Genomic DNA, 14691 nt, shown 5'->3' on the forward strand with positions numbered 1-14691 from the left:
TGGCACAACGCGGAGAAAGGGTTGGCTTTCGAAGGGCTTAACTTTCGAAGGGAGCCGTGTCACCGCGTCCGGCACGGACAATTTTGGGCGGTAGCTCTCGCAGGTCGATGACGCTGGTGGGGTCCAGGTGGCAGGCGCCACCGTCAATAATCAGGTCCAAATGCGCTTCAAAGCGGTCACGAATTTCCTCTGGGTCGCTCATGGGAAGGTCTTCCCCCACCGGAATCAGCGTAACGCTCATTAGCGGTTCGCCAAGCGCTTGCAGTAGAGCATGAGCAATCCGGTGATCAGGTACGCGTACGCCAATGGAACGCCGTTTAGGATGCAGCAGCAGGCGCGGGACTTCTGTTGTGGCATCCAGAATGTAGGTGTACGGTCCTGGTGTATGCGCTTTCAGCAGCCGAAATACCGCATTATCTACCTTGGCGTAGGTGCCAATTTCCGAAAGGTCCGAGCACATCAGCGTAAAGTTGTGCTTGTCATCCAGCGAGCGCAACCACTTGATCTTTTCAATGGCCTTCTTTTCGCCCAGATGACAGCCTAACGCGTAACCTGAGTCAGTGGGATAAGCCACCACACCGCCTTTGCGAATAATCTCGATCGCTTGATCAATCAGGCGCTTTTGTGGGTTTTCTGGATGAATCTGGAAATATTGGCTCATTGTCTGCTCCTGCCCGTGGGCGCGTTTCAGTCCATTAGGGTATTCGCTTTTATCAAACGCTTACTCATACCATAGCTGACGCAGCGGCTAATGGACCAGCGGGGGCATTGCGTAAATGTGCTAAGCGAGGGTGCTGCCAAATGGGCGGCGCGGCCGTGCGCGGTACCATGCTCATGCTGCCAGGGGCGGCGTGGCTGCCGGGAAAGTGGAAGTCGCTGCCTAACGAGGCGTAAAGCCCACGCTCGACCATTTGACGGGCAAGGTCCCTTGTGACATCCGGATTCTGCTGGCCGCTGACCAATTCAACCGCGTCGCCGCCTGCGGCCTGAAAGGTATCCATTAACTGCCCTCGCTTACGCCGGGTTAAGCCGTAGCGTAAAGGATGCGCAATCACCGCAACGCCACCAGAGGCCACCACCCACTCGACGACTTCGCTGATTTCTGGCCAGTGAGCTTTAACATCGCCTTTTTTACCGCTGCCCAGGTAGCGTTTAAACGCAGTGGCCCAATCGGCCACAACCCCCTCGGCCACTAACGCGCGGGCAAAATCAGGTCGGCCTAGCGGGCGGTCACTGCCTGCCTGCTCACGGGCTTTTTCCAAGGCATTTTTAAGGCCCACTTTCTCTAACCGCTCGGCGATCACTTCTGCGCGCTGAATACGCGCCAACCGCTGCTGTTCAAGCCCTTCAACCAGCGGACCTTGCAGACCACCGGGCATCAGCGCCACGACGTGGATGTTAATGCCTTGCCAGCGAGTGGATAACTCGCAGCCAGGCACCAGGCATAGCCCGGCTTGTACCGCCGCCTTTCCGGCCTCGTCGATGCCGTCCATGGTGTCATGGTCTGTCAGCGCCATGTGGGTAAGGCCTCGCGCTGCGCACAGCGATACCAACTCAGTGGGGGTTAACGCGCCATCCGACGCCGTTGAGTGCATATGCAGGTCAGCCGTGTAGCGCTGATCGGCATCAAACACCGCAGGAAGTAACGTTGCAGGAAGTAAAGGCATGGGCATGACGTCATGTGGCGAGTTTGTCAGAATAGGGATGTCTACCACGAACAGTCATAATGTGCCGTGTTCAAAAGACCTGGTGTTCACAGCGCTGCGCGTGGGACGATTTACAAACGCTCGCCATGGTGCGCGCTTATGTGGATGCGGTCAATGCTGCATAGGGCGCTTTACTACATGCTTTTAAGGAGTTATCCCCATGCTCTACGCCATTATTAGTGAAGACGTATCGAATAGCCTTGAACGCCGCCTGGCGGCCCGCCCGGACCATTTGGCACGCTTGGAAACGCTACGCGATGAAGGCCGCTTGGTGCTCGCGGGCCCGCACCCCGCTGCGGATACTGAAAACCCCGGCGACGCGGGTTTTAGCGGCAGCCTTGTGGTGGCTGAATTCGACAGTTTGGAAGCCGCTCAGGGCTGGGCTGACGCCGATCCATACATCATTGCGGGTGTCTATGCCAAGGTAATTGTTAAGCCGTTCAAGAAAGTTTTGCCTTGACCGATTAGGGCGAGTGTGGAGGGTCCGCCTGCTAATTCACAGAGCCTGTGGAAAACTCTGTGCAAACCCGGCGGACGCTTTTCGCTAAGCCAGAGATAGCGCCCTGATTAACAAATTGATTATTTTTTAACCACTTCAGTCATTACGGATATCCGCGTGCCTCAACGCCTTACTGATCTACCCCCTTTAGCGGCGTTAAGCGCGCCATTACTCACCTGGAGTGACACTTCACCGCACTCGGATGATTTTGATGACGTGTACTTTTCCCGTGAGGGCGGTCTTGAAGAAACCGAGCACGTTTTTTTAAATACCAACCGCTTGCCTGAGCGATTTGCCGCTTGGGAAAACACGCGCGCCTTTGTGATCGGGGAAACCGGCTTTGGCACGGGCCTTAATATGCTGTGTGCCTGGGCCTGCTTTGAGCAGCACGCGGCCGCTGGGGCGCGGCTGCATTTTTTATCCACAGAAAAATATCCCCTGGATCAGGTGTCGCTTGAGCGCGCCCTACGCGCCTGGCCGTCGCTTGCCGGTTATTCACAGCGGCTTTGCGAGCAGTGGCCCTCACCCGTTAGCGGCGTACACCGCCTGCACCTGAGCGACCGCGTGACGCTGGATCTGCATTATGGCGATACCACCGAGCGGCTGGCGCTGTTAGATGGTCAGGTCGATGCCTGGTTTCTGGACGGCTTTGCGCCTTCTAAAAATCCACAAATGTGGCAGCCCGAGCTGTTTGAAGCCATGGCGGCGCGCTCTCGGCCGGGGTCCACCTTTGCCACGTTCACCTGTGCGGGCATTGTTAAGCGGGGCTTGAAAGCGGCAGGCTTTAGCTGGAAAAAAGTCCCGGGCTGCGGGCGTAAGCGCGAAATACTGGCAGGCATGATTGACACACCGCCTACCGATAAGCGCCGTGAGGCAGCGCCCTGGTTTACGCCGCCAGCGCCTCTTCCCACGCAGAAAGTAGCGGTTATCGGAGCAGGGATCGCTGGGTGCAGCGTGGCGGCAGCACTTGCCAAGCGTGGCGTTAATGTGACGGTGATCGAGCGCGAAACACCCGGCGCAGGCGGCTCGGGTAATCGCCAGGGGGCGCTTTATGTGAAGCTTGCGGCCGACACCAACCACCAAAGCCGGTTTTATCTCTCCGGCCTTTTATACAGCCAGCGCTGGCTTAATCAGCTCAAGGTTCCAACGCTTTGGCAGCCCTGCGGCGTCGTGCAACTGGCCACCAACGCGAAAGAGACCAAGCGCCAGCAGCGCTTTAGCGAGCAGCATGCGCTTCCCGAAAGCGTGGTGTCGCCGCTTACCCAAGGGTTGAGTGAGAAAGCCGGTGTGGCCATTGAAGCCGAACACGCCCTGTTTTATCCACACGCAGGCTGGGTGCGACCCAAAGCGCTATGTGAGCACTTACTCCAAACGCCTAATATCACGCTGAGACAGGGCGATGTTACGTCCCTTACGCGTGAAAATGACCGCTGGCAGCTCGCACTTGCTGATGGAAATACGATAAGTGCAGACCAGGTGGTGATTGCAAGCGCTCACTACGCCAATACGTATGCTCAGACGGCCAGCCTGCCGCTCCAACAGGTGCGCGGCCAGGTCAGTGAAGTGAGGCTGCCCGCCGGCGTAAAAGGCCCTGAGCGGGTGGTATGCGCCGGTGGCTATGTGTCGCCCGCCATTGAAGGGGTGCTTACCTTTGGGGCAAGCTTCGTGCCCAACAATGCTTCTACCGACGTGACCGATACCGACCACCAGCGCAATATTGATGAGCTTCGCCAAACGCTTCCAGCGCTGGTGGCAGAACTTGAAAGCGCAGGCACCCACCTGACTCCACAGGCGCTTGAAGGACGTGCGGCGGTACGCGCGGCAAGCCCTGATAAAACGCCCTATGCAGGCCCAGTCCCCAACGCCTCGGCCTGGCAGACAGCCTATGCCGTGCTGGCCAAAGACGCCTCGCGAGTGCCAAACGCCCCGGGTGAGCACTACCTAGGGTTGTGGATATCTACCGCCCACGGCTCCCGCGGGCTTTCCAGTGCGCCGTTATGCGCCGAGCTTATTGCCTCCCGACTGCTTGATGACCCCATGCCGCTTGAGGCTCAGTTGGTCGACCACCTTCATCCTGGGCGACGTATTATCAGCGCGATTATTCGCGGTCAGTAGTCACCCTCTTCCTCATCATCTGCCAGATCACGACCGAAGGAACGCCACTGCGCCAAGGTCATTACTTCGGTCATTTCAAGCTTGAGGTCATGGGCAATAATCAGTTCACTGCGCGCCAACTGCTGTTTCAGCTCGTCGACCCACCCTTTCATCCCCGTGCCGGTATCGGTGGTGTCATAACCCTGCCGGGTAACAAACGCCTCCAGCAACGCATCAAGGGTTTCCGGCGGCAACATGCGGGCGGGTACTTCAATGAAACGGCTCATTCGCTCTGCTCCCACTGCGCAAGGCGCTCAATAAAGGTGGCTTCATCCACAACCTCTACGCCCAGCTGTTCCGCTTTGGTTAACTTACTACCGGCCGCTTCACCGGCGACCAGCGCCGTGGTCTTTTTCGAAACGCTACCCGCTACTTTGGCGCCAAGCGCCTGTAGCCGAGCCTTGCCCTCGTCACGGGTCATGCTTTCCATGGCGCCCGTCAGCACCCAGGTTTGGCCTTCTAGCGGTGTAGGGCCTTGGGTAACGTCGGCTTCCTGCCAGGTGACGCCTGCCTCAATCAAGGCAGCAAGGGTCTCCTGGTTATGGGGCTGGCGGAAAAAGGTGTGTACGTGGGCCGCCACAATGGGGCCAACATCGTTGACCGCCTCAAGCGCTGCCTGTTCGGCTGCTTGAAGCGCTTGCAACGTTCCAAAATGGCTCGCCAGATTGGCAGCGGTGGCCTCACCCACCTCGCGAATACCCAATGCGTAGATAAACCGAGCGAGCGTCGTATGACGAGCTTTATCCAGCGCGTTGACCAGATTAATGGACGATTTTTCGCCCATACGCGGCAAGCTCTGCCATTGCTCAACCGTCAGGTGAAACAGGTCGGCAGGTGTTTTCACCCAATCCAGCTCTACCAGTTGGTCGATCAGTTTGACGCCCAGGCCATCTACATCCAGGGCCTTGCGGCTGGAGAAGTGTTTGAGCGCTTCTTTACGCTGGGCAGCGCAGAAAAGCCCACCCGAGCAACGCGCTACCGCTTCGCCTGCCACGCGTTCGATATCCGAACCGCACACCGGGCAGTGCTCGGGGAACACAATCGGCTGCGCGTCTATTGGGCGTTTTTCCTTATCGACCCGGACCACTTGGGGGATCACATCGCCTGCGCGGCGAATAGCCACCGTATCGCCAATCATGACATCCAGGCGGGTGATTTCATCGGCGTTGTGCAGCGTCGCGTTGGAAACGGTAACGCCTGCAACGCTAACGGGTTCAAGCCTTGCCACTGGTGTGATGGCACCCGTACGGCCTACCTGAAACTCAACGTCATTCAGCGTGGTGATCTCTTCCTGAGCGGGGTACTTAAACGCCGTTGCCCAGCGGGGTGCGCGAGCCACAAACCCAAGCTCACGCTGATAGCGCAGTGCATTCACCTTGATCACCACGCCGTCGATGTCGTAGCCCAACTGGTCGCGCTTCTCACCCAACTGCTCGCAATACTCAACGACCGCCTGCGGGCCGGTCAGCACTTTTAACTCCGCGCTGGCGCGAAAGCCCAGCGTTACCAGTCGATCCATTAGTGCGCTATGCGTGGTGTCGCCCATGTCCGGTTCCAGACGCGCCGCCTGATAGGCATGAAACTCCAACGGGCGGGTAGCAGTAATCTCGGGGTTCAACTGACGTAAACTACCGGCAGCGGCGTTACGCGGGTTGGCAAATACCTTACTGCCCTCCTCGCGTGCACGCTCGTTAAGCGCTTCAAACCCCTGGTGGCGCATGATGACTTCACCGCGCACTTCCAAAAGCTCAGGGATCTGCTTGCCCATTAGCTTTAAAGGCACCGAGCGCAGCGTACGCAGGTTAGAGGTAATGCCTTCCCCGGTGCGGCCATCGCCACGGGTGGCGCCACTCACCAGCACGCCCTGCTCATACACCAGCGATACCGCAGCGCCATCAAGCTTCGGTTCACAGGTAAACTCAACGTCATCTGCTGCGCACTCCAAGCGCTCTGCGACGCGCTCAGCAAAGGCCACGATGTCGTCGCCGCTAAACGCGTTATCCAGCGAGAGCATGGGGATGGCGTGGGCGACCGAAGGAAAGCCATCAGCAGGGGCCGCACCCACGCGCTGAGTCGGTGAATCCGGAGAGACGAGCGTTGGGTTTTCAGCTTCCAGCTGCTTTAAGCGTTGCAGTCTCCGGTCATAGTCAGCGTCCGATAACGTTGGCTCATCCAATACGTAGTAACGGTAGTTGGCTTCATCAAGCTCGGCGCGCAGCTGGGTGACTGCTTCCAGCACTTGGGGGTCAGGCTGACTCATTAACGTTGGTTTCCATCGTACGGGCTAAAATCAATCACAAAAAAGACACATCCTGGAACAAAAACACCCGCCTTCTGCAAGAAGGCGGGTGTTTAACAGCAAGCGCTACTTAGTGGGCTTGCATGTGGCGATGCAAGCGGTGGCGGCGTTCAAAATCATGCACCCGCTGGCGGGCAAACTCAATGGTTTGAGCCGTCATGACGCTGCGATTTTCATCCTTCAGCTCGCCACTCATATGGCGAACCACGACCATAGCGGTTTCCACCATGGCTTCAAAGGCTGCAGAGCTGTCGACCGCTCCCGGCAAGGGCATCAGGAAGGTGATCCCTGGCGTTACAAACTCACCCATCTCTTCAATAGGGAATGTGCCGGGTTTAACAACGTTAATCATTGAGAACTGAAGTTCGCTGTCGTCACTTTCTGTTTCAAAGCGGTGGAACACACCCATGGCACGGCTGTAGCGTAGGCCGCACGCCATAATGAGATCCAGCAACTTGCTGCCATCGAAGCCTTCCGGGTCCCGGGAGAGCACGCTGATAACCACCACCTCATCGGCATTGGTCAATGTTTCTTTGGCATGTTCACCCGGCACATCATGACGCAACGCTTTTTCAAGCGTTGGGTGAGCACGTACGACATTATCACGCGAGCCACGCACCGGCGCTTCATCGTAGGCTTCATAGTCATCGTACTGATCCGCTGATGTTTCATGCGCATAAGCAGGTTCAGACTCGTCATGGCGTGCAGCGGCCCGTTGCGCTTCCGCAGCAATTTCGGCGGCTTCGCGAGCTTCGGCCTGCTCCTGGGCAATGCGGGCTTTTTCTGCCTCGGCAGCTTCTTTTGCTTCACGGCGCTGCTCGGCTTCAAGCGCTTTGCGCTCTGCTTTCAGCTTGGCGGCGGCTTCAGCACGCTTGGCCTTTTCAGCTTTCTTACGGGCTTTTTCTTGGCGACGCTGTATCAGGCGACGTTTAAGCGAGCGGCCCATACCCTCAAAATCAACCAGCCGATACTCATCAACGGCATCATCATCCAGCTCGTCATACTCGCCGGCCGTATCTTCACGCAGTTGACGACGCTTGGGCGCCCTGGCCGAAGCGGCATCTTCTGGCTCTGCACGCAACACAGGATCGGCGTCTGTTTCAACAGCGAGGACCGGCTCAGCGGGGCTCTCCTTATTCACCGCGACGGATTCATTCACCGCGACTGACTCTTCTTTCGCAGCAACGGACTCTTCGTTGGCAGTAGATAGGGAGATAGACGGCTCTCCAGTGTGTGGCTTGCTTTGGGTTGGCACTTGCTCGGCAATAGGCGCATGCGCTTCTGACGCTGTTTTGTCTACCGACTGAGTGTTAACAGGATTGGCTTGTGCCGTTGGCTGGGGTTCAACCTGGCTCACGTCCGCTGGAGCGTCGCTATTCGGGAAGATGCTTGGCTCTCGACGATCAATGTCAGCCGGGTGTGCTTTAGGCGCAGCGGCCTGGCGCTGAGGCTGTGCAGATGCTGCTGTATCCACTGGCGGAGTAGTCGCTTTACGCTTAGGGACCGCATTGGCAAAGGAGCGCCTAAATTCGGATAGCACTCTGGAAGGCCCTGGATGGTCTTGACGTTCCAACTTGGGTTTCGCGCCGACCCCACTATAGTCCGCAGGTTTAACGACACGTGCGCCACCGTTCGGAAGCTCCCAGCTAATTTCGGCTTCTTTAGCCTCATCATCCAGCTCGGTTAGCTTCGCCTCGGGAAGGTCCTTAACCGCCTGGTCCAGACGAGGGACGCGCCGCTGGCGTTGGAGTCGTCGCACACCGTCGACTACGATGAGCGACACCAACGCCAGTCCTAAAATGATTAACCATTCTCTTAGTTCCATGTCGAACATTCCATGGGTCATTTAACCGGTTACTAAAGCGCCATACCTGAGTGAAAACCTTTCAGGTGGTAAATAAATACCACTAGCATAGCGCGGTTACTATAAATAGAGCCATTTTTTAGCGATTTCTACATTATGGCACGGTTCCTAAGCACAGTTCCTAAGTACAGTTCCTGACGTTTTCTAAGCAATATTGACGTTCATCGTGATCAGACTCAGTTGCTATTATTCAGGTCGTGAATCTGCTCTTTAATCCTAGTGTATATGTACTGAATCTATCTTACTTAATGTTTACTTAATCCTTAAAGCGAAGCGAGCTTAACAACCAACCTGCCACTACTGTATATAAAAACAGCAAAAGGCTTTAATCCAGCTCAGCCACACTAGTTCAAGGTAAACCTACCATAGCATTAACCACAATTTTATAATGATCAATATAGATAAGTTGAGCGTTTTTACACATTTTTTTATTATTTCTACTCAATTTGTTAACAGTTGTAGCAGTTATTTGCTTAACCGTTGGACAGCTTTTGCCAGAATGCGTTCGCAAAGTGGCTGGCTAATACACGTGGTCGGGTCAGGTGTATTTCTAACGGGATGTCCCACGAATCATCTAATGCACGCACCAACCTTCCATCGCTAATCTCTTGTTCTGAAAGGCTTTTAGGTATCCATGCCAGGCCTTTATTTTCCAACACCATGGACATCAACACCGCAGCCAAGTGGCTGGTAAAGCGAGGTGCACTTATAAGAGAAGTGGCATTTTCATTAAGCCAGTGGTTAACAACACGGCCTAATCCCGAAGCATCGGTATATCCCAGGTAAGGCAACACTTCCAGGCACTGAGAACTGCTTAATTCTTTTCCCACCAGTGGAATCAGCGAATCCTCGCCCACCTTTATACTCTCAAACTGGTCAGGCGATAACCGTGAGGGAACAGCGCAATGCCGATGGCTTAACAAGAACTGGCAGTCACCTTGTAACAACAACTGCTCACACGTGGACATTGTATCCGAGTGAAGGCGCACGGCCTCCATGGGCGCTCCCTGCTCCAGGGCTCTTATCCAACGGGGGAAGAACGTAAATGACAGCGAGTGCGTCGCTGCAAACTGCAACGTTCGGGTCGCTTCCCCGGCAATTTGCTGTGCTTCAGCCCGCAAGCGGTACAGTCGGCCAATTGCGTCAAACGCACTGGCCTGTATGTGTTTACCGGCGTCGGTGAGCGTGGTGCCCTGTGGGGTGCGAATAAACAGGCTAACGCCCATCCACTGTTCAAACGCGCGGATCCGTCGGCTGAACGCGGGCTGGGTAATATGTCGGGAGTTTGCAGCACGTACAAAACTGCCGTGCTCGGCAAGGGCGGTAAAGTCTTCTAACCAGACGAGTTCCATGGGGCAATGCCGTTTCAGCATGGGAGCACCTAGTAATAGCATTGGGCAGCCCCCCTTGTCACGCATAGGGTTAAGCACTTAACCACCAAGGAGCTTGCCATGCGTATTGTGGATATTCGCGAGAAAACCGTTTCGATTGCCTCCCCGATTGCCAACGCTTATATCGATTTTTCCAAAATGACCTGTTCGGTCGTGGCCGTCATCACTGATGTGATACGCGACGGTAAACCCGTGATTGGCTACGGTTTTAACTCCAACGGGCGCTATGGCCAGGGAGCGCTCATGCGGGACCGCTTTCTGGATAGAATCACCGAGGCCAACCCCGACACGCTCATTGATCACGCCCGCGACAACCTGGACCCGTTTGCTATCTGGAACACCCTGATGAAAAACGAAAAGCCCGGCGGGCACGGTGAGCGCTCGGTCGCGGTAGGCACGATCGACATGGCAATTTGGGATGCAGTCGCCAAAATTGAGGGCAAACCGCTCTACCAGTTGCTTGCCGAGCGTTATCGAAACGGCCAGGCCGACGATAAGGTCTGGGTATATGCGGCTGGTGGCTACTATTACCCTGGTAAAGACCACACCAGGCTGCAGGACGAAATGCGTAGCTACCTGGCGCGTGGCTACAACGTGGTAAAAATGAAGATTGGCGGCGCCCCGCTTGAAGAAGATATTCGGCGTATCGAAGCCGTGCTTGAAGTCGTTGGCGATGGCAGCCGCCTGGCGGTAGATGCCAATGGGCGCTTTGACCTGAAAACGGCAATCGCTTACGCCGAAGCGCTGAAGCCTTATAACCTCTTCTGGTACGAAGAAGCCGGTGACCCGCTGGATTACGCGCTTCAGGCGGAGCTTGTCAACCACTATGAATTACCCATGGCGACCGGCGAAAACCTGTTCTCGCACCAGGACGCCCGTAACCTGCTACGCCATGGCGGCATGCGTGCCGATCGCGATTTCGTGCAGTTCGACTGCGCCCTCTCTTATGGGCTGGTGGAGTACATGCGCACGCTGAACGTGATGGATGAGCTTGGCTGGTCATCGCGCCGCGTCGTACCCCACGGCGGCCACCAAATGTCACTGAATATCGCCGCAGGCTTGCACCTGGGCGGCAACGAATCCTATCCGGATGTCTTCCAGCCGTTTGGTGGCTTCGCTGACGGCATTCAGGTTGAAAATGGCTACGTCGGCCTGCCCGATCTTCCAGGCGTAGGCTTTGAAGCCAAATCCAGGCTGTATGCAGTGATGCGTGAGCTAGGCGAAGGCTAAGAAAATTCTGCCTTAATTCGCCTAATCCACCAACGCGGCGGCTTCATCAATCCCCACCGATACCAGGCGCGACACGCCGGGTTCCTGCATGGTCACCCCCATCAGGCGCTCGGCGGCTTCCATGGCAATCTTGTTGTGGGTGATATAGATGAACTGAACGTTTTCCGACATCTCTTTTACGAGCTTGGCATATCGACCCACGTTGGCATCATCCAGCGGCGCGTCAACTTCATCGAGCATACAGAACGGCGCAGGGTTGAGCTGGAAGATCGAGAACACCAACGAAAGCGCAGTCAGTGCTTTTTCCCCACCGGAGAGCAGATGAATCGTGCTGTTCTTCTTACCCGGCGGACGCGCCATGATCGCCACCCCGGTTTCCAGAAGATCATCACCGGTAAGCGTTAGCCAGGCCGCCCCACCGCCAAACACGCGGGGAAAGAGCTCCTGCAAACCGCTATTCACTTGATCAAACGTTTCCTTGAAACGTACCCGCGTTTCCTGGTCGATACGCTTGATCGCTCGCTCCAGGGTTTCCAGCGCTTCGGTCAGTTCGGCGTGCTGGGCTTCCAAATAGTTGCGTCGCTCGGCCTGCTGGTCGTACTCCTCAATCGCTGCCAGATTAATGGCGCCCAGGCGGCGTATCTTCTCGCCAGTGCTTTCCAAACGCTCCTGCCAAACCTGCTCACTGGCATCGCTTGGCAGGTTCTCGGCCAGGGCATCGGCGTCATGCCCCAGTTCGGCCAGTTGCTCATCTTGCGTGGCCGCTTTTAGCGCCAGCGCCTGAACATCCATACGCCGCTGCTGAAGCTGCTCGCGGCTCTGTTCAAGATTGCGTTCGTGCTGCTGGCGGGCCAGCTCATCATTGCGCAGCTGTTCTGTCAGCGACTGGGCCTGCTGGCGCGTTTCGTTAAGGCGGCGCTCCTGCTGCTCACGCTGATGTAGTAGCTCTTCAAGCTCTTCACCGGCCAACTCGTCCGGCTCAAGTAGCGTTTCCCGTGACTCTTCTAGCTCTGCTATGCGTAGCGTCAAGCGCTCTTCGCTTTCGCTGGAGCGCGTCTGCTGGGCGCGCAAACTACTCCGCTCAGCGGTTAACCGTTCACGCTCTAATGCCAACGTCTGCTGCTGTGCTTTTAACGGGCCGTGTTGCTGAGTCAGCTGGTCGCGCTGTTCGCGCTGGCGGCCACGCTGCTCGCTGGCCTCTTCGCGTGCTTGTGCAGTGGTTTCCAGCGTTTCCATCGCCACGTGCCAGCGGGCACGCTGCTCCTCCAGGGTAAGCGTTAACGCTGCCTCATCCTCTTGCAGTTGCCCAAGCTCCGCATCAAGCTCGGTGGCCCGGCTCTCCAAATGCTCCAGCTTTTGGGCAGCGCTACGCTCTTTAATGGCCAACTGCTGAACGCTTGCAGCATGGCCACGCTCCTGCTCAGCCTGCTGTTCACGGGAAAGCTCCAGGGCTTCAATAGTCTCACTGGTCGTTTCGCACTGTTCTTCAGCCAGCGCCAGCGCTTCTTCATCCTGCTCGCGCAGGGCGTCCAGCTCCTTGAAACGGCGCCGCGTTACCAGTAAGGCATCAACGCCTTCGCCATTGGCCTGCTGATGCAGCCAGCCGCGCCCCCGCCAAACGCCGTCACGGCTAACAACGCTTTCTCCCGCTGCAAGGCCGGGCGCAAGCTGCTCAGCCTCGGCGCCGGACTCAACGTAGTGAATACTTGCTAACCATGCACCTATCGCACCAGCGCCGCTTACCAGTGAATCCAGCCGCTGGCCCTGGGTTGAAGCGGCGGGCGCTTGCTCATCAATCAAACACCAGTCGGTAGCCAGCGCCTGCGGCAGTGCGGCAAGCTGGTGGCTTGCGACCAGGCGAGCATTCAACCAGGGCGCCAACAGCCAGGAAATGACCGTCTCCCAACCGGGTGTCACGCTGAGGGTTTCCCCCAGGCGAGGGGCATTACTTAGCCCGTGGGTTGCCAGGGTTGCTTCCATGTCCGGGTCATGGTCGGCCAGCGCGGCATCCATCAAGGTTTGCAGCGAGGCCAGCTCACCCTGGCGCTGGCTCAATTCAGCGCGTTTATCATCACGGGTAAGCGTTGCCTGTTGATAACGCTGTTTGGCATCGCTGTACTGCTGCTGCCACTGTTCACGCGTTTGGGTGAAGGCTTCGGAACGCTCTTCAGCTTCTTCCAACTGTGCCTGGAACTGAGCGTGCTCTTCGCGTAGCGCGCTCAAGTCCGCCAAATCGCCGCGCTGCTGGCGCCGCCGCTGGCTCTCTGCCTGTAAGCGTTGAATACGCTGCTCTAAATCGCGTAGCTGGTCCTGGCTGCGGTCGGCTTCGCGGCTGGCATCGCGCCAGCGATTTTCGGCGTCCGACCACTGCTGCTCGGCGGCTTCCATGGCGGGGGTAGCATCGGCCAAGGCCTGTTCCAGGGCGTCCAGCTGCTCTTCCAGCACTTCGTGTTCGGGCGCCAGATCCTCAAAGCGTTCGTCGATGGCCGCAAGGCGCTCTCGGTCGCCTTCGCTCACCAGGCGTTGCTCATCCAGCTCGCGCCGTGCAGTGGCAATATCGTTGGCTAGCTGGGACTCACGGCTACGCCGGTGAGCCTGATCCTGCTCCAGCCGTGCAATGCGCGTGGTGGTTTCAAAAAACTGCTGCTGGTGGCGCTCCAGTACCTCGGCCAGCTCATCGTGCTGCTCACGAGCTTGCTCCAGGCGGGTTTCGCACTGGCGTACGCCAAACACATCTTTTTCAACTGAGATTTCCAGCTCACGAACCCGGCTCTCCTGCTGCGACTGCTCTGCCCGCAAAGTGCGCCCGCGTAGCAGTGCCAGCTCGCCTTTAAGCCGGTACTCCTGCTGCTTTAACTCCTGATAGCGTTTGGCCGCCTCGGCCTGGCGCTTTAAGCGCTCAAGCTGTTTATCCAGCTCCTCGCGAATATCGTCCAAACGCTCAAGGTTTTCCTGGGTGCGCCGCATACGATTTTCGGTTTCGCGGCGGCGCTCCTTGTATTTGGAAATGCCCGCGGCTTCTTCAAGCGTTGAGCGCAAGTCATCGGGGCGAGCTTCAATCAATCGCGAGATCATGCCCTGGCCGATAATCGCGTAGGAGCGCGGGCCAAGCCCGGTGCCCATAAACAGGTCGGCGATATCCCGTCGACGGCACTTTTGGCCATTGAAGAAGTAGTTGGACTGGCCGTCACGAGTCACTAACCGTTTGACCACGATCTCCGCGTATTGGGCATACACGCCACCCATGGTGCCATCGCGATTGTCGAACTTGAGCTCAATAGACGCCTGGCCCACCGGTTTGCGCCCGGTCGAGCCATTAAAGATAACGTCGGCCATGGACTCGCCACGCAGGGTTTTAGCGGAAGACTCGCCCATCACCCAGCGCACGGCGTCGATAATATTGGACTTGCCACAGCCATTGGGGCCGACAATCGCGGTCATATTACCGTCGAAGGGCACCGTGACCGGATCGACAAACGACTTGAATCCAACAAGGCGGATAGAGGTTAAGCGCATGCCAATCCTACAAAAAATTATTTATAAACATG

General features: G+C 57.1%; 10 protein-coding genes. 3 read left to right on the top strand and 7 right to left on the bottom strand.

Going from position 1 to position 14691, the window contains the following annotated elements:
• Positions 1 to 37 precede the first annotated feature (37 nt).
• Both ACT3TC_RS10145 and ACT3TC_RS10150 read right to left on the bottom strand, forming a co-directional pair.
• Entirely contained in the window at positions 38 to 661 is a 624-nt protein-coding gene (locus tag ACT3TC_RS10145; protein ID WP_442353078.1) for an L-threonylcarbamoyladenylate synthase, read from the bottom strand.
• A gap of 64 nt (positions 662 to 725) precedes the next feature.
• Positions 726 to 1667 carry a PHP domain-containing protein gene (locus ACT3TC_RS10150; RefSeq protein ID WP_444631078.1) on the bottom strand — a complete coding sequence of 314 codons (942 nt, stop codon included), beginning with the start codon at positions 1665 to 1667 and terminating at the stop codon, positions 726 to 728.
• Positions 1668 to 1866: 199 nt separating this feature from the next.
• Here ACT3TC_RS10150 and ACT3TC_RS10155 point away from each other — a divergent pair, with 199 nt between their 5' ends.
• Positions 1867 to 2166 carry a YciI family protein gene (locus ACT3TC_RS10155; RefSeq protein WP_172118189.1) on the top strand — a complete coding sequence of 100 codons (300 nt, stop codon included), beginning with the start codon at positions 1867 to 1869 and terminating at the stop codon, positions 2164 to 2166.
• A 156-nt stretch (positions 2167 to 2322) separates the two neighbouring features.
• Positions 2323 to 4320, top strand: a complete 1998-nt coding sequence (gene mnmC, locus ACT3TC_RS10160; RefSeq protein WP_444639942.1) for a bifunctional tRNA (5-methylaminomethyl-2-thiouridine)(34)-methyltransferase MnmD/FAD-dependent 5-carboxymethylaminomethyl-2-thiouridine(34) oxidoreductase MnmC — start codon at positions 2323 to 2325, stop codon at positions 4318 to 4320.
• Here mnmC and ACT3TC_RS10165 read toward each other — a convergent pair.
• The 4 genes from ACT3TC_RS10165 to ACT3TC_RS10180 form a co-directional block, all read right to left on the bottom strand.
• A complete protein-coding gene (locus tag ACT3TC_RS10165) occupies positions 4314 to 4586 on the bottom strand; it encodes a YheU family protein (RefSeq protein ID WP_172118191.1) in 273 nt (90 codons plus the stop codon). The genes mnmC and ACT3TC_RS10165 overlap by 7 nt on opposite strands.
• Complete coding sequence (gene ligA, locus ACT3TC_RS10170) at positions 4583 to 6619, bottom strand: NAD-dependent DNA ligase LigA (RefSeq protein WP_444631080.1); 2037 nt, start codon at positions 6617 to 6619, stop codon at positions 4583 to 4585. Before ligA ends, ACT3TC_RS10165 begins: the two co-directional genes overlap by 4 nt.
• 109 nt (positions 6620 to 6728) lie before the next feature.
• The gene (zipA, locus tag ACT3TC_RS10175; RefSeq protein WP_444639943.1) at positions 6729 to 8483 is read right to left on the bottom strand and encodes a cell division protein ZipA; all 1755 of its coding nucleotides are present in this window, start codon (positions 8481 to 8483) and stop codon (positions 6729 to 6731) included.
• Positions 8484 to 8995: 512 nt separating this feature from the next.
• Complete coding sequence (locus ACT3TC_RS10180; protein ID WP_193056521.1) at positions 8996 to 9874, bottom strand: LysR substrate-binding domain-containing protein; 879 nt, start codon at positions 9872 to 9874, stop codon at positions 8996 to 8998.
• Positions 9875 to 9973: 99 nt separating this feature from the next.
• Here ACT3TC_RS10180 and ACT3TC_RS10185 point away from each other — a divergent pair, with 99 nt between their 5' ends.
• On the top strand, positions 9974 to 11143 hold the full coding sequence (locus ACT3TC_RS10185) for a mandelate racemase/muconate lactonizing enzyme family protein (protein WP_193056503.1): 1170 nt from the start codon (positions 9974 to 9976) through the stop codon (positions 11141 to 11143).
• Between the two features lie 21 nt (positions 11144 to 11164).
• Here ACT3TC_RS10185 and smc read toward each other — a convergent pair whose 3' ends face one another.
• Entirely contained in the window at positions 11165 to 14659 is a 3495-nt protein-coding gene (gene smc, locus ACT3TC_RS10190) for a chromosome segregation protein SMC (protein WP_193056502.1), read from the bottom strand.
• Positions 14660 to 14691 lie beyond the last annotated feature (32 nt).

It is taken from the genome of Halomonas sp. AOP27-A1-41, assembly GCF_052378605.1.
Taxonomy (GTDB): domain Bacteria; phylum Pseudomonadota; class Gammaproteobacteria; order Pseudomonadales; family Halomonadaceae; genus Vreelandella; species Vreelandella citrativorans.